Raw genomic sequence first — 23,113 nt, 5'->3', positions numbered from 1 at the left:
AGCCTTTGTAAGGATTGCATTCCTGTCATTAGGGTCGTTGCTTACTACATCTAGTAAAACAAACTTGGTGAGAGGAATTAGCTATCAAGGAAGCTATTGCTAGCCCCATTACTCCAGAACCAATAACACATATTTTCTCTATTTTATCTTCCATCTTATTCACCAAACCTTTGTAACGAGCATCGCAACTATTATATCATGAATTTCTTGTACACTAAGAGTTGAGGCATTTATTTTTACTATTCTATTTGGAAATTTAGCTGATATATATTGAAATCCGTCATAGACTTTTTGATGAAATTCAATATTTTTGCTTTCAAATTTGTTATTATTCCCTCGTACTAATGCCCTTGGTAAGGCAATATTTGGATCTATATCAATAAAAAATGTAATATCAGGCATCACATCAGATATTAAAGACTTATGAAGATCATAAACTAAATCAATCCCTATATCTTGCCCTTGATAACAAGCAGTAGAATCTACAAACCTATCACAAATAACTGATATCCCACAATCTAGTTTAGGAATAATCCTTTTATGAACATGTTCATAACGTGCTGCCATGATTTGCAGCAATTCTGACATAGGTAGCAAATCTTGATTAACTAAAATGTCACGCATCTTCTCCGCAGAAATAGTCCCCCCTACTTCACGTGTTAAATCTGCTGAAATATTTTGTGATAGTAAATACTGGTATAACATATTACTTTGGGTGGATTTACCGCACCCTTCCCCACCCTCAAACGTAATAAATTTACCCTTTTTAATTGACATAGCTATCACTATTCATCTCATATAACCTTGAAATAGTTCTGTTAAATTCACCTTTGCGAAAACCATTCTGATATATTTTTATAGGTTCATCTTGCAATGTCATGAATAATACAACCTTATAAAAATAAGCATTATCAACAAAATTAATAAACCTAACCGCTAAGTCTGTGTTATCAGAACTTATTATATGAATATTTTCTACTATTATGATAGAAAATTTTTGGCAAATATTTACATAATCAACATAACCTAATTCTCTTACAAATAGCTCTTCAAAATCTGTTACTAATACTTTTTCACTAGCCATTTTAAAAGATATTTTACGTCCAAAAACTAGAATATCCTTAGACACTAATCGGTTATTACTATTTAACTTGCTAATAATATTCTGTATCTCAAGCTTATTATCTTCATTAATTGGGTATATTATACGTCTATTAGTCGTGTGTATAATTTTATCTAATCTATAATCATGATCACTATCCAAATGCATAACTTCAAACTTTTGATAAATCTCTTTAATTATTGGCAAAAAAGAATTTCTTTGTAAACCATCTTTATACAAATCTTTTGGCTCTATATTACTAGTAATGAAGATAAACACCTTATGTCTTATGAGTTCAAGGAGCAGCGGCCCTATTATCATAGCATCAGTTATGTCTTTAATTTCAAACTCATCTATGCATATTACTTCCGCCTGCTTTGCATAATTTGCAGCAATTCTTTTGATAATATTATTTTTAGATTGTGATTTATCTTGCAACTGATAAATATCTTTATGTACCGATTGCATAAAGTTTTGGTAATGTACCATTAATTTCTTAATTTGCAATATTTGGAAAAAATGTTGCATTAATACAGTTTTGCCATTACCTACATTACCATATAAATATATAGCTTTTTTTGCTAATAAACTGCTATTAAAGAATCTAAAAAACGACTTATCTTCAATTTGTTTAGCAAACTCTTTAATTCTGCTGAGTAAAAGCAACTGCTTTTCGTCAAATTTTAATTCAGGCAATATATTACATTCTCATTTTAGATTTAGTATAACCTGAGTTCGATATAAGAATAATTATTCCCCCTGCAAAAGTGATGTCATTCCTAACTAAAAGCAGGAATCAATGATACTTAATAGCCTTTCAGGCTATTTTTAGTCCCCGCCGTAGCAACACCGAGACTATTAAACTAATCTTCTATATCGAACTCAGGTGTATAGGTAAAATTAGAAAATAAACTAAAAATACTCTGAAATAAATAATAAATATATAACAATTTACACCAAGGCAACCTCATTAAAATATTACTCTAGTTTTTTCTAGCAAGAGTTCTATAACAATATAAATTTTACTGGTACTTTTTTGTCTAGTCATTTACAGTTTACACAACGATTTATAGGATATGTGAATATAAAGGAAGTAGCTGTCTATTTATACAACAACAAAATGCAAAAATATTCATCTTTTGTAAAAATAGATAAAAAATCTTTAGTAATAATTTATATTTTAGTTTAACCTATAAATTGAATATAAAAATATTTAGGGTTTTTTATGGAAGAAGAAGAGATTAATTATTGGAATAACTCAAAGTATGCACCTTGTCAATATGCTACTAGGTTACTGGACAAATTACGTAAGATGAATGAGGAAGTAAATCGACCAATAGATATTAACGAAGTCAAAAAAGCAATATATTACGCCAAGAAATATCATGGTAGCCAAATGCGGCAGTCAGGCGAGCCTTATTACTCTCATCCACTAGAGGTGGCGTATATGATCTCTGATTATCTTTACCGCACTGACATTCTTGTTACCAGCATATTGCATGACACCATTGAGGATACAAAACTTACCAAAAAGATGATTGCCTATATCTTTGGGGAGCAGGTTGCTAGTCAAGTAGAAGACTTAAGCAGGAACAAGCCTCACGGAAAGATTAGCTCAGCAGAAACATTAGATATATTACTTCAACAAGAAAAATATGATGTGGCATTGATTAAATTATTTGATCGAACTCATAATATACAAACTCTAGAAACTAAATCACCGGAGAAAGCAAAAAAAATTATAATAGAAACCCTTAGTAGGTTTATGAGCCTTAGTATGTATTTTAATACACCAACAATTGAGCAAAATTTTGCAGAATTATGTTCTAAAGTAATACATAATTATTATAAAACTAATAACTATTAGTTACAGTTATATTCTCCAACTTTGCAAAGTAAAATATCCCAAATCCATAACTTATTACTATAGGCAACATAATACATAGTATTCCTATCTGCCCCATATATTTTGTACAATATATAAAACCAAAAGATGTAACAATAGAAATTGTGGCATGTGCTAAGGCGTATACAATACTACTATAAGTAAAGCGTTTAAAAATAGGGAAATATTTATAAAAAATTGCACTAGCTGGAGCTGAGTCAGGTGCAAATAACACGATCAATAGTTGTATTATAAATAAATGTATAGGAGTGCTGACCCTATAAAGAAAATAAGGGCAAAATATTATAAAAGTAGAGAAAATTACCCACCTGACTTTAATAATCTTTAAAGGGTATATTCTATAACTTAAATACGCTAATAATAGCGTAGTGAATAGCTGTATTATTGAAATAAAAAAGTTATGATAAATGATATCTCCAATGCCATAACCAAAAGAATTCCTGAGTATATTACCACAATAAAAATACACAAAGTATGTTGGTACTGGACCAGCACATTGAATTAAAAAATAATAGAATACTGTTTTTTTCTGCACTTTTTCTTCTAAAATCGGATCACCTTTTAATATTTTTCTATCAATAAAATGGTTATCAAAAAATGTTTTTAATCGCAATTTTGCATTAGCAAATTCTTGTGCTTCTCTTAAGTTAGTTCTAGCAACTGTACCTATAGTGGCAATTATCATCCCAAACCAAAAAAGATAGCGCCAATTAAATCCATAGTTAGTAATTAAAAAACCAAAACCTAATGCAACCATTGACCCCAAGGAGGCACAAACCGTAATCAACGTTACAACTGGATATTGTATGGGTGGCTTTGTTATTTCCATTAAATATAACTCTGCACCCACTCTCTCACCTAAGGAAGATATACCTTGTACTGCACGACATATACTAATAATCCATGAAGCCGTAATTCCAATTTGTTCATAAGTTGGTAAGGTAGCCATAACAAAACACGAGGCTGCCATCATAAAGGTTGTAATAATGATAGTTATTTTTCGACCAATAGTGTCTCCTATCCAACCAAACAGCAATGCTCCAAATGGTCTAAAAACAAAAGTGATACTATATGCAATTGCAGTAAAAAAAGAGGCAGAATCTGGATCATTTTGGGGAAAAAACAGACTATTGAGTAAAACAGCCATATGTACATAAAGCATTAGGTCAAAATACTCTAAGAACGTGCCAATTGAGAGTAATCCAATAGCTTCTTTTTGTTGTTTAGTTAGATTGGTTTGAGTATATATAACTCTACCATCTGCTTGTACAAATTTGCTCATAGTTGTTTAAATCTTACTTATATATTATCTAGAATTATAATTATATATAACTGTTTTAAAAACCCCACATGTCAATTTGACATATGGGGCTATAATTTTAGGGTTTGATGCTACATAATTTCATAACACATATGGAGTTTCCATCTAGTACGGTATCTGCTTCCGAGTCAGACGTATCAGGACAAGTTTCGTACGAAGCATTATGCTGGGAAGAAGATGCTCCCTGATATGAGTGAAATTGTTGACAATGCTATTCTAATTGTCTATCAGCCCAACTTGAAGCAGACACAGAAATTTCTTCATCCTTGTTAGGATATTTTGTGGTGATTGCCTTAATAGCATTAACCCATTGCCCTACCTCTGAAGAAACATCAGTATAGACTCGTGTAGCATCCTTCTTAAATATTCCTAAACTGCACTCTTAAACAGATCGAGACTTACCTTGTCTTCTTCTTTCCCGTTACCTTTATCCCCATCATCAAAATCATCAACCATTTTATATTTTGCCATGCTATTAGGTTGATTTATGTTGCCATATTTTATATTAGAATCAATTCTAAAATAATAGTCAACTTATTTTAATAAAAAAATTAATTATTTTTCATAATATAAACAATATTCTACTCGTATGCGATACAACTTTGATAATCAACATCTCTTTGATCTCAGGCTATATTTTTACCAAATATCTCTTTTCTCCCTTCTAATTCTAATTTGTTTATAGAACCGTGATATTGTTACAACCAAGATTTTTCAATTTTCGATATTATAATTTTCTTGCTATCGTTCAACCAAATCTTCAATACTTATAAACATAAACACTATAATAAATATAAGGTTAATAAATGATAGGATATCAGCAGGAACAAAGAAGCCTAAAGAATAAATCTCCTACATTAATTAAACCGAACTCATACAATAAAAAAACCATGATAAATATAACATGATCAGTTATTATTTAGTGGTAGGATGGGTAAACTGTATATCGAATTGAAGCTTTGAATTTTAAAGACTTCGTACCTCAGCAAAGACCTATCCTGTTTTGGATAAAGACTACGAACGGATGTCATAAGGTTTAAACCTTGCGTATGAGTATGTAGCATATCCTATTATTAATATAAATCATGAGGCTCTATATGGCAACAACTTATATTGGTGTGGACGTTAGTAAAAAAACTTTAAATATCTATCTACCAGCTACCAACAAGGCTTTTGAAGTTACCAATGATCAACAAGGCTTTACTACTATGCTTAGCACTATTAATAAATACTATCCTGCCTTATCTGAGTTAATTGTTGTCTTTGAACCTACTGGTGGATATGAACATAATTTAAGAGAATTTTTAACAATAAATAAATTGCCTTTTGCTACAGTACACCCTAATAAAGTGCGTAGTTATGCTAAAGCTAAAGGATGGCTTGCTAAAACTGATAATATCGATAGTAAATTGTTGCATGATTATGCAACGTGCTTTGCTTTACCAGTGAATGTTACTTATGATAGTAATAGTCAACAACAGTTACATGCTTTATTAAAAAGAAGAGAACAATTATTACTATTTAAGAATCAAGAAATTGCTAGGCAGGATACTGAGTTTAATGCGGTCGTCATTTTATCTTTGAACCAGCATATTGCTAGTTTAACAGCACAATTACAAGAGATTGAGGATAGTATCAAAGAATTAATTTCTTAAGATCAAGAAATAAAGGATAAAATTGATCGGCTTACTTCTATTCCAGCAGTTGGCATTACTCTTGCTAGCACTGTAATATGTGAAGCACCGGAGCTTGGCAATATTACTTTTAGGCAGTTAACATCTTTAGTAGGTCTTGCTCCTTTTGCTAGAGAAAGCGGTAGTTATAAAGGTAGAAGAAGTATTTTTGCAGGTAGAGGTAATCTTCGAAGAGTTCTTTATATGGCTGCAGTAGCTGCCTTACGATGTAATAAGCGTTTACGTAATTTTTATGACCACTTAATTGCTAAACATAAACCAGCAAAAATTGCTCTTGTTGCTGTTATGCGTAAATTACTAGCTTTTATGCACTCTATTGTCAAAAATAATTCTTCTTGCAATGAAAATTTATGTTAAGTTATTATTTTCTTATTGACTTCCATTACGGATGCTCGTGTATTCTCAAATCCAATTCGTAGGATCATTCGAGTATATATATTGATATTAGTAGAATAATTTGTTATATACACTATTTGGATTAACCAAAATTATTTAGGCTACAGGAATAATTTTATTAAAAACTTATTATTAATTGCGGTCGTGGCGAAATTGGTAGACGCGCAGCTTTGAGGGGGCTGTTCTTAACAGAGTGGAAGTTCAAGTCTTCTCGACCGCACCAGTTTTCTATATACTCTCAACTTAGTTGTCTTAGAAAACCTAACATGTTAGAATACAAGTGACTCATCCTTCTTGGCTATTGAGGGTACTTTTAGAAAATTCAGTATATATACTCAAATCATTTGAGTATACTCGGTGAACTTCAAGAATTAAGGTCGTCGTATCTAAAAATCGAAGCTGCTCCGTTACTCATGTATGTTCTGCTGCTCGACTTTGCTACTGCCTAGCTCTTCTTGAAGTTGACCTTCGTACTAACTCTTGAAATCATAGCAGTATACTCAAACGAGGAGTTATGCAAAATCAATTAAAAAATATGTTGTCGGTTCATCAAAACCAATTTGACGAAACATTTGAGCACATTAATAATCTTCTGAATAATGATGAATTTGGCAAAGCAATAGAGATTATGAGTAATCTTCACTATGCAGATCTTGCAGATGTTTTAGATAATATAAATCAGAAAACATATAAAACAATTCTTCCTTTGTTACAGGATACACTAAAGCCTGAAACTTTAGTACAGCTTAGCGTGAACAGTAAACCACTTATAATGCAAATTTTAGGTGTACAGAAAAGTGTACAGCTAATTAATCAACTTGCTATAGAAGATGCTGTTGAAGTTATCGAGGATCTTGATGATCTAACAAAAGAAATGATCTTAAATAATCTCAAAGCAGAAAAAAGACAGCAAATTATAGAAGGCTGTACTTACCCAGAAGATACTGTTGGTAGGGTAATCGAAAGAAATTTTGTGTCATTTCAAGAAGATTGGACAGTAGCCACGGCTATAGATTTTATTAGACACAAACATATAGCACAAGATTTTCATGCTGCTATTGTACTCGACAGTAAATACCGACCTATAGGTAGTATACTTCTAAGCACTTTACTGAAGCATAAAGGGGATAAGTTAGTAAAAGATCTTATGAATCCTGAATTTAAAATTACCGATGTATTCACTAATTTAAGTGAGTTAAGTTTTATTTTTAAACAATATGCTCTAACAATTGTACCAGTGGTGAATAAAAGCGGCAAGTTAATAGGTACTGTTTCAATAGATAGTATGCTTTACATCATTGAACAACAAACCGAAAAAGATATAATGTCACTCGGTGGCGTTCATACTCAAGATACATTTTACAATCTATTTTATACTGTGAGACATAGATTCCCTTGGTTATTTGTCAATTTAATTACTGCTTGTATAACATCGATAATTATTAACCAGTTTAGTATTACAATCTCAAAACTTATAACACTAGCAGCTATTATGCCTATTGTTGCTTCTATGGGAGGAAATGCCGGCACACAAGCCATGACAGTGACAGTTAGAGCACTTGCCAACAAAGATATTCACCATAATAACGTGCTGAGAGTGATTCTTAAAGAAATAGCTGTATGCGGATTTAACGGCTCTATATTGGCCTTAGTTGGGGCACTATTAAGCTTAGCAATGCTTTCTGATCCAAATCTTAGCTTGATTTTCTCCATAGCCGTTATCCTAACGTTTCTCATAGCTGGTCTTTTTGGCTCAGTAATACCAATTACTCTACATTATTTAAATATTGATCCCGCCACTGGCTCAGGTGTATTCTTAACCACCATAACTGATTCATTTGCATTTTTTACCTTTCTTACTTTAGCTTATACCTTTTTGGTGTAAACTTGCCTTGAGATTATCGAGTTTAAAGTGCTACAAGAAGTATTGAAGTATTAGTTACTCACACCTTACGCATAACCCCTATGGCAATTTAAAAATTGCAGAAAAGTACAAGACACCATTGCGAGACCACGTAGTGGTCGTGGCAATCCACATTTATTGGATTGCCGCATCGCCGCTTTGCAGCTCTTCGCAATGACATTTATGCATTTTAAAAAACAAACTTTTCTATCATTAGTTGTGACTTTTAAACTGCCCTGCTTGAATGCTTATATGATGATGCTTGACAGCCAGTAACAACAAATAGAGATATGTGTTAATAATATCAAAAAGAAACGTAAAGTGAAAATATTTTATAATATAGATAACTTTAATAGCTAATAATTATTGATTTACAACATCTATATCTATATCTTTACCTGATAGACAAGCTATCATTAGCTGAATTAAATTAAACTAACTCACTTAAAGGAAAAATTTATGCACAAAGGTGAATTCATTGATTATATAGCAAACCAACAAAATTGTACTAAAGTTGAAGCTGAAAAGATTATAAATACATTTACCAATGCAGTTATTTCTATTCTTGCTGAAGGTAAAGACGTAATACTGATTGGCTTTGGTAAGTTTTACTCTAGTAAAGTAGCAGCTAGAGCTGGCAAAAATCCTAGAACTGGTCAGCCTCTTAAAATTGAAGCTTACGTTCAACCTAAGTTCTCTGCTGGTGAAAAACTAAAATCTGCCTGCAATGGACGTAAAGACTCAAAACCAAAAACTGCAAAGTAAGTAATATACTCAAATGATTTGAAGAATTGGATTTGAAAATGAATGGTGAGCATGCAAACTCATGATATTTTTAAAAAACAATTCTTTAAATTATTTGATTATACTCTTTTTGAGCTAACCATGATCAAAATGAAACATCGCTTTAATTTGTTACTCATACTTATTAGATTTTATCAATTCTTTATTTCCCCCCTACTTGGTGATAATTGTCGTTTTAATCCATCATGTTCAGAATATGCTAGATCAGCAATAATAATGCATGGTAATATTAAAGGATTATGGTTATTTATTAAGAGAATAATTAGGTGTAATCCTTTCTGTCAAGGTGGATATGATCCTGTGCCTAATACTACCCAACCTGAAAATTAATTGGAAGAGTATACTCGAATGCTTTGAAGAATTGTTTTTTGAAAATATCAGGAACTCGCGTACACATATATTAAATGTACACCTAGTTCGCTTGCTCCTCATTTTCAACTCCAATTTGTAGGATCATTCGAGTATATAGAGCTACTCATAAAAACAAAATCTTCACGAAGCCTAATTTTTCAAATCATTTTTGCTCAGTCTTTAATCAAATGTAGTAATTTTTCTTTTGCTTCTGCTTTAGCACGTAGGCTTGCATAAGTGTCTTGCTTACTGTCATCTGTAATATGGTTCACAAATACAATAGTCCTATTATCTCTTTGAATCCAACCAACAAACCATCCTTGCTGGAGGTCTAACTTCTTAGTTCTATTTTTATTAAGTTGAGAACCGTTGCCTGTTTTCCCATAAAGTTTCCAACCGCTTGGTAGTTCCTCCACAAAGAGTATATTTTTTGTCATTTCATGAGATTTAAGACTTATTGGTAATTTGTTATCAATAAGATTCTGTAAGAACACGACTTGCTCTTCAGGTGAAATTTCCAACGAACTGGATAGCCATGAATTCGTTAATCCATTGTTTTTACCTTTATCGCCTGAAACATTTTGATTCCCATAGTTAAATTTTATAACATAGTCTTTGAATTTACTCATCCCAAGCTTTTGCGTCAAAACTTGAGAATACCAAACACAACTATTTTGCATCCATGTTGTTGGATTGTGGGGCTGTTTCCACCTGTCAAGCCAATCTACATAACCTTCTTTAAATGGTAACTCAGGATGAGTTTCATCAACTAACAATCCTTTCATATCCCATCAAACTAATGGCAATTTTGAACGTTGAGCAAGGTGCATAGCGTGATGCACAATCACCTTCTTGTTTGATAATTTTATCATTTTCTTTAGCCAAAAAGCATTTGGTATCTGCCAGTGAGGATGTGTTAAACAATAACCCAATGCTTAAATATAAAATAAGTTTTTTCATTATACCTTCTAAAAATTTAAGTTTGTTTCTTCTTTTATTAAACCAATAAGCCTTATCGGAGCTTCTGTTGCCCCTCTTACCTTAATTGGCAGAGCTAAGATACAGCTTCCTGTTATAGGTAGATTTGCCAAATTAGCAACATTTTCAACAATATATTTGCCATTGCCCAAAAACAATTTATGAACAGGAAATCCATCTACTGGCCTGTCTGGTGACAAAGTGTCAATACCAAGTCCGCACACACCTCGTTTTGTCAGTATCTCCGCTGCTTCAATTGATATAGAAGGAAAAATGTGATTATTGCTATACTTTCCCGGATCACCCCAAAACTTTTCCCATCCTGTTTTGATCATCACAAAACTTCCCTCACTGATCATTCCGTATTGTTCTTCAAAATGTTCAATGTCCGTTAGGCTTAGACTATAACGCTCATGACAAAAGCTTGATACATCAATAACAACACAAGGAGCAACCAGCTGCAATAATGGTATTTGGTCAATGGTAGTACTACCTGGAATACAGTGTGCTGGTGCATCCATATGTGTACCAATCCCGGCATGCATTTTGAACTGCTGCACGCGAAATTCTTCATTTTGTAGACAGTCAGAATAATCCAATTTAATCTCAATATTAAACCCACAGCCTCCACTCCATGAAGGAATTTGTTCATCAAGAGTGTGTGAAATCAATAATTTTGTATGGAAAAATCATGGCTATCCCTTCTTCAAACTTACCAAAAAGAATCAGTTCGCAATATTCCTATTATAAAGAAAGTAATATAAACAACTATACATAAAACTATATATAAAGTGTAATTAAATACGTAACCTGTCTGCGATCTACTCACCAAAAAACCAAAGTAATTTACCGTTTTGGCAAAGCTATTTGGACCAAATCTATCTATCACTCTTTGATCCATCAAATTGCATAACTTACTTAAGTTAGTTACTAATCTTACTATCACAAAGTCATAAACCTCATCAAAATAATATTTATGTACCAACAGCTTTTCTATAAATCCTATTTTTATTTTTTCTTTGATTCTTCTATAAAAATAAAGCCCCAAAATAATACCTATTAGTCCTGAAACCATTGGTAATAATTTTATATAAAGAGGAGGATGAATTGCTAGTATTTGGTAAATATGAATGTTAAATATACTATCAAGGAAATAACCATTTGGTTTGTCAAAAAACAATATATAATAACCTATCATTCCTGCAAGAAAACTACCTGCCACTAAAAGACTAAGTGGTCCATTCATGATATGGGGTGATTCATGGACATGATTGATGTCAATAGTTAGTCTAGTTTTTCCATGAAATACTAATAAGATAATTTTCATAGAATAAATGGCAGTCAGGACTGCAGCAAGAATTCCAAGAATAAACACGATAGTACCGATACCACCGCTACTATATGCTAGCTCTAAAATAGCATCTTTTGAATAAAATCCTGCTAAAGGATAAATACCTATGAGTGCCAGTGATCCAATTAAAAAATTACAATAAGTAATTGGCATCTTATCTTTCAAACCACCAATCTTAAAAATATTTTGCTCATGACAAGCGTGAATTACACTACCAGCTGATAAAAATAATAAAGCTTTAAAAAATGCATGGGTGACTAAATGAAAAATACCAGCATTATAAGCTGACACACCACAAGCAAGAAACATATAACCAAGTTGGCTACAAGTAGAATAGGCAATAATTTTTTTTATATCATCTTGAACTATGGCAATAGTTGCGGCAAATATACATGTAATACCACCAATAATGGCAATAAAGTGCAATACCCCTATACTATATTCAAATAAATAAGAACATCTAGCTACTAAAAAGACCCCGGCTGTTACCATAGTTGCAGCGTGAATAAGTGCCGAGACAGGCGTTGGTCCTTCCATAGCATCTGGTAGCCATATATGCAAGCCAATTTGAGCCGACTTGCCCATGCATCCCAAGAATAATAGTAAACATACCACGTCAATTACTGTTGCTTTAAAACCCAATATACTCAATTGCATCTTAGATAATGACTCTGCTTTATCAAATACACTAGCAAAATCAACTACACCAAAATAAACAATAATGGTAATAATCCCAAGTATAAAAGCAAAATCTCCTACCCTATTTACTATAAAGGCTTTAATTGCTGCTTTATTCGCTGATTCTTTTTGATACCAAAAGCCAATTAATAAGTACGAACATAGGCCAACACCTTCCCAACCAAAAAATAATTGTACAAAATTATCTGCTGATACCAAAGCTAGCATAAAGAAAGTGAATAATGATAGAAATGATAGAAATTTAGGTAATCCATCATCATCCGCCATATAGCCAAGAGAATAAATATGTACTACAGCTGAAATCCAAGTAACCACTATGAACATAATAGCAGTCAGCTGATCAACATAAATTGCCCAATTTATGTTTATCTCACCAACCACTAGCCATTTTGCTAAAATTAGATGAATAACGACTTTGTGTACTGCTACATTATAAAATATCAAGCTAGCTAATATTGCCGATAAACTTATTGCAATAGTGGCAATAAAAGCTGCTTGCTTCTTGCTAAAACACTGACAAAACAAACCATTGATAATACCAGAGATTAAAGGTAACATTACTGTAAGTGTTGCTGCCGAAGCTATCATATCAATTAGCCCTTCATCTGATTTATATCACCCACTTCTATTGAGCCTTTATTTCTAAAATAAACTAGTAATATTGCAAGTCCTATTGTGGTTTCAGCAGCTGCTATTGTTAAAATTATTATACTAAAAATTTGTCCAGACATCTCATGTGTATAAGTAGAGAATGCCACAAAATTGATGTTTACAGCCAGCAGCATCAATTCAATTGACATAAGAATTGTTATGACATTCTTACGATGCATAAACAAACCAACCATCCCTATACTAAAAATGAGGGCCGATAAAGTTAAATAATGTTCCAAAGTAATAGTACTAATCATATTTGAGTCCTTCTATTCCCTTATTTAAATGTGGTTTGACCATTAATATGGAGTTATCTTTATTTTTAGCATACTGCTTAGCAATATCCTGTCTTTTAACTTCGCTGCGATGTCGAATAGTTAAGGTAATACAAGATATCATTGCCACAAATAGAATAATACCCGAAACTTGAAAAGGTAAGATATAATCGGTATATAGTATTTCCCCAATAGCATGAGTATTAGTTACACCTGATGTTATCTCAAATTGGTTATTATCTAAAATTATATTTTTAGTACCTAACCAAATTATCAGGACAAGATCAGCAAACATAATAAGTGCAACAGCAATACTTATAAATAAGTTTCTTTTAAATTGCACAATAACATCGGTAAAACGAATATTCAACATCATTATAACAAACAAAAATAATACTGCTACTGCCCCAACATATATAACAATCAATATCATTGCTAAAAATTCTGCCCCTAGCAAAACCATTAGCCCCGAACCGTTACAGAAAGTAAAGATCAACCATAAGACAGAATAAACAGGGTTTTTACTGATGACTACCAAACAACTACTTATAACCATTAACCCCGCAAATAAATAAAAAAACATCTCCATAATTATCTATATTTATAATCATTATGTAGCTTAATTGCTAATTCTTGTTCCCACATATCACCATTCTTCAATAATTTTTCTTTGTCATAAAGCAATTCTTCATGGGTAATAGTAGCAAATTCAAAATTAGGACCTTCCACTATAGCATCAACTGGACACGCCTCCTGACATAAACCACAATAAATGCATTTAGTCATATCAATATCGTACCTAGTGGTACGCCTACTACCATCTTCTCTTTCTTCTGCTTCAATAATAATAGCTTGAGCCGGACAAATTGCTTCACAAAGCTTACAAGCAATACAACGTTCCTCACCATTAGCGTAACGCCTTAATGCATTCTCACCTTTAAATCTTGGGCTTATCCTTCCCTTCTCATAGGGATAATTTATAGTTACTTTAGGTTTGAAGAAATACTTCAAAGTTAGACTAAGCCCTGAGATTATTTCAAATAAAAAAAAAGACTTCAGGTAACTAATTATTTTCATTTTATTATACACCAAAAATTTGTAGCACTAAGCATGTTTACAATTTATTTTTTCTTCCTAGAGAAGGTTTTAGGTATACTATATACACTCTTCTGCTCCTACAAATTGTTTTTTGAAAATATCATGGATTTGCATGCTCACCATTCATTTTCAAATCCAATTCTTCAAAGCATTTGAGTGTACTTAAAAAGTTCTATCTTTTAATAAATCAGCTATTGCCTGATAAGATTTCAGAGCTTTTTCTGGATCACTGGCAATCATTTCTGCTCCAAGTTTCTCATTATTATTCATATTCCATAAACGACAATTATCCGGGCTAATTTCATCAGCCAACATTACCATAAATTCCTCACCATTAAACACTCTGCCAAATTCTAGTTTGCATTCAACAAGCCTTATACCAATACCTGTAAATAATCCACTTAAAAAATCGTATGTTCTTATGGCTTTATGTTTTACTTCATCAATTTCTTGTTTACTTAACCAACCAAAATTTAGTATTTGGTGTTCATTAATTATAGGATGCTTTAACTCACTACTTCTAACTCTAAAATCGATAATTGGATGATCAAATACGTATCCTTCTTCCATAGAGAATTCTTTTACAAACCTACCGCAAGCTACTGTAGAAACTAATATTTGAACGGGGAAAATATCTACAGATTGTATTAATTGCTCACGCATGTTAATTTTTTCAATTAGGTGGTTATCTATTCCTACCATATCAAGTCTGCTCATTATGAAGGACGAAATATTATTATTCAGCACCCCTTTGCCCGAAATATCAAAAATCTCTCCGTTTTCTAAAGTAATTTTGTCAGTAAACGCCATAATAAAAGCAAAATCTTCTTGTGACTGATAAAGAGCTTTACTTGATCCTTGATATAACTTTTGTTTCATTTGAAAAAGATTCTATAGTAGCGGCTTTCACCTTTTGTACAAATTTAATATTTATTATATCAGAAGAATAGATTAAATAAATATTTAATACTAATCCAGCTAGCAGAGATTGCTATAAAAGCTATAATAAGTCCAACTATAGAGGTAATAAATCCAAGAACTATAGTTAATCCATCTCGGTTTAAAAGACCTAATGCCATTATTGTAATGCCTAGTGCAGGTACAGCGTTAGTTAGAGGTAAAGGTATTGATATAGCAATAGAGCAAATCAGCGATATTAAACCAATAAATTGTTCACAATATATAGAGGCTGCGAAACTAAATCTTGGTCGTATATATTTTTCTACAAATTTAATCTTTGGTACAATCTTGTCACTTATATTAATAAGTATATCATTGCTAATTTGATAGTTATTAATTTTGGATGGTAAAGAAACTTGTCTAAAACCAAGCAACATCTGCATAGATAGAATCATCAAAGGAATACCTACTATAGTAGTAAAACCTGGAAGATACGGCAGCGGAATTGCAACTGGTATTGCAAAAAAAAGTATCGTTAATAGAAGACCATTTTCATGAAAATCAACTAATAACTCACTAATTCTAGTCTTTTCTTTTTTTTCTTTTTGTCCTAATTTATAAAAAACACTAGATACTGTAGTTCTATCTAGTTGTTTATCTTTTGATGCAATGTTAAACATTTTTACTTAATTTTCTTGTAAATTATACTATATTTTAGATTATTAGAAAATAATTAATAATCAAAGAAATTAATTCCATCAATAATTTTCTTACGTTAGGTTATCTCAAAACTATGATTTTATAGTAATTGAGAAATGCACTACGGAATGTAGCACAATTGTAATGGATTTAGCAAAGAATATTTACTTTATTATCATTAGTTAACTTCAGTTTTGGATTAAAATTTTTAATTTTAATCCAAAACTGGCTAGAATATTCAGAAAAATGCATTCTTGAAGCGGCTGACGAGAGTGCATTTTAACTTTTTTTATCATTCAAGTTGACCATTTTACAAAAAGAGTAAGACCTATGAATAATAATTTACTTGAATTAATATCAATTACACAAAGTTTTACAAAAGATGATCATAGTACGCAAAAGATACTAGATAATGTTACTCTAAAACTAAAACCTAATGAGATAGTTGCGATACTGGGAAAATCTGGATCTGGAAAATCAACATTACTAAGAATTATCGCAGGTTTTACAAAACCAGTTAAAGGTAAAGTAATACTAAATAAAAAACCTGCTTTTCGTGATCGTTGTGATATTAGTATGATTTTCCAAACATTTGCACTTTTTCCATGGTTGACTGTTTTTGAGAATGTTGAGCTAGGTTTAAAAAGTTTTAATATTTCTGAGTATGAACGTCGCAAACGTGCATTAGAGGTCATAGATATGATAGGACTTGATGGTTTTGAGTCAGCATATCCAAAAGAATTATCAGGTGGCATGAAGCAACGAGTAGGTTTTGCTAGAGCATTAGTTCTCAGACCAGAAATTTTACTTATGGATGAAGCTTTTTCCGCTCTTGATGTTCTAACTGCTAATACCTTAAAGAATGATTTTCTTGATCTGTGGAGTAGTGGAAAAACTCAAATGCAGTCGGTGGTATTGGTAACTCATTCGATTGAAGAAGCAGTAACTATGGCTGACAAAGTGTTAATACTTTCATCTAATCCTGGGCGTATTGTATCAGAATTAGCAATTACCCTCCCTCGTTTACGTGATGTTCAAAGTATGGAATTTCGTACTATGGTAGATAAAATTTATGCTCTCATGGTATCAGCCTATGAAAAACCACCTTTGCCTGTTAGTAATAAACAGAAAGCTATTGTTGGCAACATCGATCAAAAAATTCATTTGTCGGTAAATGAACTGATCGGTAGCATTGAGGCACTTTCTGCATCGCCATACAAAGGTTCTGCAAATTTATCAGAATTATCTAAGATTTTTCACATTAACAATATGGGGGAAATTTTACATATTGTTGGAGCTTTGCAAATATTAAATTTTGCTAATGTTACTTCTGAGAGTATAAAATTAAATAAACATGGCAAGCTTTTTTTCACAAGTAGTTTAGAAGATAGAAAAAAAATGCTTGCTCAGCATTTACTTGACAATATTCCCCTTGCATCCTACATTTGTGAAATTTTACATCAACGTTTAGATCATAAAGCACCTCTTTCGCGTTTTAAGACACAGCTTGAGGATACATTATCTAGTGAAGATGCCACTATAACTTTAAAGTCTATAATAGGTTTAGGAAGATATACAGAAATCTTCTCCTATGATGATAATAAAAAGGTTTTTAGCTTAGATAATCCAACAGCTTGAAAGTCGAATTGTATATATCGTATAAGGTGATGTTATTGTATTACAATAGATATCTTCGGCAAACTCTACTTCTGTCGGTAATTTCATAGTACCCTACATTTTTTATGTAACCACTATTAAGAAGGGCTCTGACCGTCATTGCGAGGAGGCGATGAAATCGCCGACGTGGCAATCTAGGATACGCAAAGCGTTACTCTAAAAAAACAGCTTCGCTGTTTACCTGGATCGCCACGGCATCTAAAGATGCCTCGCGATGACGATTATAGAAAAATGTAAGGTACTATGCGGTAATTTGTACGTGATACCGGCTACTGCTGCTCCTCACGTACATCATCGTTCGCTGCGGGTCGAGATTCCGTGGCTTCTTTAAATTCCTCAGCATAAGCGAGTTTGCCAAAAAGATATAATATTTATGGTGCCGATAGAGGGAATTGAACCCCCGACCTACGCGTTACGAATGCGTCGCTCTGCCAGCTGAGCTATACCGGCAATAGGTTAGCCCTAGGTTCTTATAATACCATTTCCGAAAACTAATCATCATATCGTCGTACTTCATGATCTCCGCTCCTCACGTACTAGTTGTCCACACTACTGGACAAAAGAGATGGCGTGGTTGCAAGAGCTAGTAAATAGAGTATTTTAGATTGAACACAAAAAAATCTGTGGTACTCTATGTTACTAGCCGAATTACTATATAATCATTTTGAGATGAAAGATACAAGACTAAATACGTTCAAGGGCATAATAAAATCATTAATGTTGTGTCGAGGAAGCAAATATAAAAATATGGCAGAAGAAATAGAAGGAGATAAATTATTAGATTCAAAAATAAAAGCGGTATATAGATTTCTTCAAGAAGACAATATCAATATTGATGATTATTATAACCCCAGTTGCCAATTAATTTTGTATATCAAAAAGTTCTATAGGAAGCAAAGTTTTGATAGAAGGTTTGTTTTCTAGCAACTGATAATTGATTAGGCAGGATAGCATATGACTAAATGCATTTGTAACTGATCTATGTCTAGAATGCTCTAACTTATCAAGAAATTTAAGTTTGCCTATTACGGTTTCTATCAGAGTTCTTTTGAGCAACATAACCTTATCTATAATAGGGATTAATATATTTTTCATATTCTTTTTAACCCGAGTAATAAGTTGGATGCCTTTGTCATACAAATCATCAAATAATTCTTTAGATATATAACCGCGATCGCCAAAAACTTTGCCATATATACCAAATATCATTCCTTTAAGTCCTTTCCTATCATCCTTATTACCACTGCTGAAAGATACCTTTATCAGATTACCTTCGGAATCTATGATTAAATGTAACTTTAGTCCATAAAACCACCCCTTAGTGGTTTTTCCTCTTGCCGCTATTCCTTTAAAAACCTTATGTGAACTTATACGATAATTCTTACATACGGCTATACCTGTAGCATCTACAAAAGACAGACCTGTGCATTCAGCAAGCAAATGATTCAGTAATATTGCTAAATAAGGCATACTTCTACCTATCAATTTAGTAAAATGTTCATAACTAACAAGTTTAAAATCTTCTGTATAATTATGTAAGATTACTTGTTTGTAATAATGCTTAAAACAATCACAATATGAATCATAGTAACCAATTAATATGATTAATACTTCGCTTATTGATAAATAATTACTTACACCAGGTTTAAATTTACTACTATTAATTGTAGGCAAATTATTTTCCAAATTCTTTATAAAATCGTCGACAAAACAGTAAATTGCGGTAAAATCTTTTTTCATAGGTTATTTTGTTATTGGTTGAAAAAGATAAAATAACCTATGTCCCTTTTAAAATCTACCTTTCATCTCTCCTATTTAATTGGCAACTGGGGTTAGATAATAGGCGAGCGACGAGTGACGACGTTACCAAATTCTCATCAATTGATTATATCAAAAATTTTTGTAAGCTTTGCTAACATACGTACGTCAGAACCATCTTCTAAAGCCCAAACCCAAGAAAGTGCAGATTGGACAAAGCACCAATCGCTAATTCGCTCCGTATCTAAATCCAAGAGAGTTGCAAACTTAATGATGCGATTTGCAATAATACTTTCAACATCTTCTAAAGCAAGGAGTTCAGGGAGAGGATTACGAATAAATGCTGCTACCTCATATGCTTTTTCACCGATAACTCCTTTGGGATCAATAACCACCCAATTATCACCACTTTGCAGAATATTATCATGATGTAAATCACCATGAAGTAAAACTAACATTGACGATGTGCCTAGTAATTTATCTCGCAATTGTCTAGCTTTTTCTAAGTAACCCCAGTTGCCAATTAAATAGGAGAGATGAAAGGTAGATTTTAAAAGGGACATAGGTTATTTTATCTTTTTCAACCAATAACAAAATAACCTATGAAAAAAGATTTTACCGCAATTTACTGTTTTGTCGACGATTTTATAAAGAATTTGGAAAATAATTTGCCTACAATTAATAGTAGTAAATTTAAACCTGGTGTAAGTAATTATTTATCAATAAGCGAAGTATTAACCATATTAATTGGTTACTATGATTCATATTGTGATTGTTTTAAGCATTATTACAAACAAGTAATCTTACATAATTATACAGAAGATTTTAAACTTGTTAGTTATGAACATTTTACTAAATTGATAGGTAGAAGTATGCCTTATTTAGCAATATTACTGAATCATTTGCTTGCTGAATGCACAGGTCTGTCTTTTGTAGATGCTACAGGTATAGCCGTATGTAAGAATTATCGTATAAGTTCACATAAGGTTTTTAAAGGAATAGCGGCAAGAGGAAAAACCACTAAGGGGTGGTTTTATGGACTAAAGTTACATTTAATCATAGATTCCGAAGGTAATCTGATAAAGGTATCTTTCAGCAGTGGTAATAAGGATGATAGGAAAGGACTTAAAGGAATGATATTTGGTATATATGGCAAAGTTTTTGGCGATCGCGGTTATATATCTAAAGAATTATTTGATGATTTGTATGACAAAGGCATCCAACTTATTACTCGGGTTAAAAAGAATATGAAAAATATATTAATCCCTATTATAGATAAGGTTATGTTGCTCAAAAGAACTCTGATAGAAACCGTAATAGGCAAACTTAAATTTCTTGATAAGTTAGAGCATTCTAGACATAGATCAGTTACAAATGCATTTAGTCATATGCTATCCTGCCTAATCAATTATCAGTTGCTAGAAAACAAACCTTCTATCAAAACTTTGCTTCCTATAGAACTTTTTGATATACAAAATTAATTGGCAACTGGGGTTATTATAAGTTTATGAAAAATTATATTCCTCAAGGGAAAGTGGTTTTATCAATAGATAGAACCACTTGGGAATTAGGACAGGAGCAATTGGAGAGCAAGAGCAACCGATAAAAATAGACCTCTTTCGAAACTCGCTTGTGCTGAGGGATTTGAAGGAGACGCTTCACCTCGAACCGCAGCGTACTCTAATGTACGTGAGGATTCGAGTACCGCATCGACGTACAAATCACCAGCAGAAGTAGAGTTTCGAAAGAAGTCTATTAAGTTATTATTTTCTTATTGACTTCCATTACGGATGCTGAGGTTATAATATGTTTTTAAGATATAAGAACCTAGTCAATTTAACATTCTTGACCACTCAGGATCAGAAGCATCTTGAGGTGTGAGAATCTCTCTTTCATTATAACCAGTCAAATCAATGGAATATATACGATTTTTACCTGCTGTTTTGTTTCTAGGAGGCCAGCCTTTAGCAAACATAATTATCCTACCATTGGGTGACCAGCATGGACTTTCAACTAGATATCCACTAGTTATAATTCTTTCAGTATTCTCATCACCATAAGCAAGGGCTTTCATGACCCCAATTGTAAAACCTTCACCTTGAGATATTTTTGTAAACGCTATGTAATCTCCTCTAGGCGACCAACTTGGTGCAGCATAAACTCCTCCACCAAAACTTATACGTTCAATATTTGAACCATCAGAATTCATAATATATAATTGTCTTGTTCCACTTCGATCAGAATTAAAAACTATTTTACTGCCATCAGGTGAATAGCTAGGAGAGGTATTAATACCAACACCATGGGTCAACTGCTTAGTCGCCATATTATTCAGATCAATTTCAAAAATATGCGTAGCTCCCTTTCTTGCTATCGACATTATAGCTTTGTTTCCTTGGGGTGAGAATCTTGGAGCAAAGGACATACCAGGAAAATTACCAACCAATCTTTCCTTACCTGTTTTAAGATCACGAACATAAACATGTGGTTTCTGCTTGTGAACATAGGATAGATACATGATTTTATCTGCTTGTGGTGAAAATCTTGGAGTAAGAACCAAATTTTTACCATCTGACAGATATTTATGATTAGCACCATCATGATCCATCATAGCTATTTTCTTTACTCGTTTTAGATAAGGTCCACTCTCTGACACATATACTATTTTTGTATCAAAATAACCTAAATCTCCAGTAATTTTCTCATAAATTTTATCAGCTATTTTATGTGCTACTCTACGCCATAAATGTGTTGGTATTTCAAAAACCTCACCTATAAGATCTTTTTCTAAGCTTGCATCCCATAATATAAAACTAACCTTTAGCTTACTGGAAGATAGCTTTATAACTTCACCATTAATCAGAAGATTAGCATTAATGTGTCGCCAAGCAGCAAAAAGAGGCTTATGTTTTATCCCCACAATTTGTTCTATAAAAGAAGCAGTAGAAATTGGGTGGAACATGCCGGAAATCTTTAGATCATTAGATATTACACTAATTATATCAGCACCAATTACACTATTCGCACTATCATCTGCATCAAATTTATTAATGGCTATCGGTATTGGATCAACATGTCCTCGCTCTATAACTATAGTTTCTATGGCATAACTATTGAAGTTAGCAACTAACAACAGTATAACACAAAAATACCTGACCACTAATACCACCTAGATCTTTTTTTAACAATATTTAACATCAATTTGTATTTAGGTCCTGTCGCCAAAAACAACCTAAATACAAATTGATGTTAATAATAAAAGTTTGGTGGGCGATAGTGGATTCGAACCACCGACCTTTACGATGTCAACGTAAGGTTCTGATGGGCAAAACTATCACCACTCCCCCACACTTATTACCTTTTCAGGCTTTTTCTATTCTTATTAAAAATTTCATATGTAATTCATATGTAACTTCTCAGACAAATTTCCTGAAATTTGACCTACATAATAGTCTATTTTTAACCATATTACAAGGGGGGGAAATATGACAGAATCGTTAATTTTTCCGACAACTTAATTGAAAATCCTGATACTATTTTCTATAATATA

At 32.4% G+C, this 23,113-nt stretch carries 22 protein-coding genes, 2 tRNA genes and 2 pseudogenes; 10 read left to right on the top strand and 16 right to left on the bottom strand.

All coding sequences use genetic code 11. From position 1 onward, the window contains the following. Positions 1-28 precede the first annotated feature (28 nt). The 3 genes from AAGD19_RS05225 to zapE are packed head-to-tail and all read right to left on the bottom strand — an operon-like array spanning position 29 to position 1,798. Positions 29-154: a 3-hydroxyacyl-CoA dehydrogenase NAD-binding domain-containing protein gene (locus tag AAGD19_RS05225; RefSeq protein ID WP_341747429.1), complete on the bottom strand. Its 126-nt coding sequence runs from the start codon at positions 152-154 to the stop codon at positions 29-31. A gap of 5 nt (positions 155-159) precedes the next feature. Next, positions 160-777: a dTMP kinase gene (tmk, locus tag AAGD19_RS05220; protein WP_341747428.1), complete on the bottom strand. Its 618-nt coding sequence runs from the start codon at positions 775-777 to the stop codon at positions 160-162. Beyond that, the gene (zapE, locus tag AAGD19_RS05215) at positions 767-1,798 is read right to left on the bottom strand and encodes a cell division protein ZapE (protein ID WP_341747427.1); all 1,032 of its coding nucleotides are present in this window, start codon (positions 1,796-1,798) and stop codon (positions 767-769) included. Before zapE ends, tmk begins: the two co-directional genes overlap by 11 nt. 529 nt (positions 1,799-2,327) lie before the next feature. On the opposite strand from zapE, the gene AAGD19_RS05210 reads away from it, so the two are divergent. Then, positions 2,328-2,969 (top strand): HD domain-containing protein, encoded by a 642-nt coding sequence (locus tag AAGD19_RS05210; RefSeq protein WP_341747426.1) that lies wholly within the window; start codon positions 2,328-2,330, stop codon positions 2,967-2,969. On the opposite strand, the gene AAGD19_RS05205 is transcribed toward AAGD19_RS05210, so the two are convergent. Further along, positions 2,956-4,290, bottom strand: coding sequence for an MFS transporter (locus tag AAGD19_RS05205; RefSeq protein ID WP_341747425.1), 1,335 nt, complete (start codon positions 4,288-4,290; stop codon positions 2,956-2,958). The genes AAGD19_RS05210 and AAGD19_RS05205 overlap by 14 nt on opposite strands. A gap of 1,136 nt (positions 4,291-5,426) precedes the next feature. Here AAGD19_RS05205 and AAGD19_RS05200 point away from each other — a divergent pair. From AAGD19_RS05200 to yidD, 7 genes and pseudogenes are all read left to right on the top strand, one after another. Next, positions 5,427-5,984: an IS110 family transposase gene (locus tag AAGD19_RS05200; RefSeq protein WP_341747424.1), complete on the top strand. Its 558-nt coding sequence runs from the start codon at positions 5,427-5,429 to the stop codon at positions 5,982-5,984. Positions 5,985-5,993: 9 nt separating this feature from the next. Then, positions 5,994-6,197: pseudogene (locus AAGD19_RS07535) on the top strand (transposase); the annotation flags it as partial. Between the two features lie 9 nt (positions 6,198-6,206). Further along, positions 6,207-6,380: a hypothetical protein gene (locus AAGD19_RS05195; protein ID WP_341747423.1), complete on the top strand. Its 174-nt coding sequence runs from the start codon at positions 6,207-6,209 to the stop codon at positions 6,378-6,380. Positions 6,381-6,557: 177 nt separating this feature from the next. Beyond that, positions 6,558-6,642 (top strand) — tRNA-Leu (locus tag AAGD19_RS05190). Positions 6,643-6,933: 291 nt separating this feature from the next. Continuing rightward, positions 6,934-8,304, top strand: coding sequence for a magnesium transporter (gene mgtE / locus AAGD19_RS05185; RefSeq protein ID WP_341747422.1), 1,371 nt, complete (start codon positions 6,934-6,936; stop codon positions 8,302-8,304). A gap of 477 nt (positions 8,305-8,781) precedes the next feature. After that, on the top strand, positions 8,782-9,087 hold the full coding sequence (locus AAGD19_RS05180; RefSeq protein WP_341747421.1) for an HU family DNA-binding protein: 306 nt from the start codon (positions 8,782-8,784) through the stop codon (positions 9,085-9,087). A 129-nt stretch (positions 9,088-9,216) separates the two neighbouring features. Further along, positions 9,217-9,456: a membrane protein insertion efficiency factor YidD gene (gene yidD / locus AAGD19_RS05175; protein ID WP_341748468.1), complete on the top strand. Its 240-nt coding sequence runs from the start codon at positions 9,217-9,219 to the stop codon at positions 9,454-9,456. Between the two features lie 194 nt (positions 9,457-9,650). Here the strand turns inward: yidD and blaOXA are convergent. The 8 genes and pseudogenes from blaOXA to AAGD19_RS05130 all read right to left on the bottom strand — a co-directional run bounded on the left by blaOXA (position 9,651) and on the right by AAGD19_RS05130 (position 16,109). After that, a pseudogene (gene blaOXA, locus AAGD19_RS05170) lies at positions 9,651-10,437 on the bottom strand (class D beta-lactamase). An 8-nt stretch (positions 10,438-10,445) separates the two neighbouring features. Continuing rightward, positions 10,446-11,126 carry a cyclase family protein gene (locus AAGD19_RS05160; RefSeq protein WP_341747418.1) on the bottom strand — a complete coding sequence of 227 codons (681 nt, stop codon included), beginning with the start codon at positions 11,124-11,126 and terminating at the stop codon, positions 10,446-10,448. A gap of 41 nt (positions 11,127-11,167) precedes the next feature. Continuing rightward, positions 11,168-13,093 carry an NADH-quinone oxidoreductase subunit L gene (nuoL, locus tag AAGD19_RS05155; RefSeq protein ID WP_341747417.1) on the bottom strand — a complete coding sequence of 642 codons (1,926 nt, stop codon included), beginning with the start codon at positions 13,091-13,093 and terminating at the stop codon, positions 11,168-11,170. A gap of 5 nt (positions 13,094-13,098) precedes the next feature. Next, positions 13,099-13,413, bottom strand: a complete 315-nt coding sequence (gene nuoK, locus AAGD19_RS05150; protein WP_341747416.1) for an NADH-quinone oxidoreductase subunit NuoK — start codon at positions 13,411-13,413, stop codon at positions 13,099-13,101. Next, positions 13,406-14,020: an NADH-quinone oxidoreductase subunit J gene (locus AAGD19_RS05145; protein WP_341747415.1), complete on the bottom strand. Its 615-nt coding sequence runs from the start codon at positions 14,018-14,020 to the stop codon at positions 13,406-13,408. Before AAGD19_RS05145 ends, nuoK begins: the two co-directional genes overlap by 8 nt. A gap of 2 nt (positions 14,021-14,022) precedes the next feature. After that, positions 14,023-14,502, bottom strand: a complete 480-nt coding sequence (gene nuoI / locus AAGD19_RS05140; RefSeq protein ID WP_341748467.1) for an NADH-quinone oxidoreductase subunit NuoI — start codon at positions 14,500-14,502, stop codon at positions 14,023-14,025. Positions 14,503-14,691: 189 nt separating this feature from the next. Continuing rightward, a complete protein-coding gene (locus AAGD19_RS05135; RefSeq protein ID WP_341747414.1) occupies positions 14,692-15,408 on the bottom strand; it encodes a phosphoribosylaminoimidazolesuccinocarboxamide synthase in 717 nt (238 codons plus the stop codon). Between the two features lie 59 nt (positions 15,409-15,467). Next, positions 15,468-16,109, bottom strand: a complete 642-nt coding sequence (locus AAGD19_RS05130; protein ID WP_341747413.1) for an exopolysaccharide biosynthesis protein — start codon at positions 16,107-16,109, stop codon at positions 15,468-15,470. Between the two features lie 349 nt (positions 16,110-16,458). Between AAGD19_RS05130 and AAGD19_RS05125 the strand changes: the two genes are divergently transcribed. Continuing rightward, positions 16,459-17,766: a nitrate/sulfonate/bicarbonate ABC transporter ATP-binding protein gene (locus AAGD19_RS05125; RefSeq protein ID WP_341747412.1), complete on the top strand. Its 1,308-nt coding sequence runs from the start codon at positions 16,459-16,461 to the stop codon at positions 17,764-17,766. A 413-nt stretch (positions 17,767-18,179) separates the two neighbouring features. Here AAGD19_RS05125 and AAGD19_RS05120 read toward each other — a convergent pair. The 3 genes from AAGD19_RS05120 to AAGD19_RS05110 all read right to left on the bottom strand — a co-directional run bounded on the left by AAGD19_RS05120 (position 18,180) and on the right by AAGD19_RS05110 (position 20,126). Further along, a tRNA-Thr gene (locus AAGD19_RS05120) sits at positions 18,180-18,255 on the bottom strand. A gap of 411 nt (positions 18,256-18,666) precedes the next feature. After that, positions 18,667-19,545, bottom strand: a complete 879-nt coding sequence (locus AAGD19_RS05115; protein ID WP_341747411.1) for an IS982 family transposase — start codon at positions 19,543-19,545, stop codon at positions 18,667-18,669. Between the two features lie 137 nt (positions 19,546-19,682). Next, complete coding sequence (locus AAGD19_RS05110; RefSeq protein ID WP_341747410.1) at positions 19,683-20,126, bottom strand: aminoglycoside phosphotransferase family protein; 444 nt, start codon at positions 20,124-20,126, stop codon at positions 19,683-19,685. Positions 20,127-20,165: 39 nt separating this feature from the next. On the opposite strand from AAGD19_RS05110, the gene AAGD19_RS05105 reads away from it, so the two are divergent. Continuing rightward, entirely contained in the window at positions 20,166-21,044 is an 879-nt protein-coding gene (locus tag AAGD19_RS05105) for an IS982 family transposase (RefSeq protein WP_341747213.1), read from the top strand. 350 nt (positions 21,045-21,394) lie between these two features. Here AAGD19_RS05105 and tolB read toward each other — a convergent pair whose 3' ends face one another. Continuing rightward, positions 21,395-22,723: a Tol-Pal system beta propeller repeat protein TolB gene (tolB, locus tag AAGD19_RS05095; RefSeq protein WP_410520807.1), complete on the bottom strand. Its 1,329-nt coding sequence runs from the start codon at positions 22,721-22,723 to the stop codon at positions 21,395-21,397. Positions 22,724-23,113: the final 390 nt, after the last annotated feature.

Source organism: Candidatus Tisiphia endosymbiont of Dascillus cervinus (assembly GCF_964026405.1).
GTDB lineage: Bacteria > Pseudomonadota > Alphaproteobacteria > Rickettsiales > Rickettsiaceae > Tisiphia.
The sequence above is the reverse complement of the archived record's forward strand: the minus strand, read 5'-3'. Positions and strand labels throughout refer to the sequence as shown.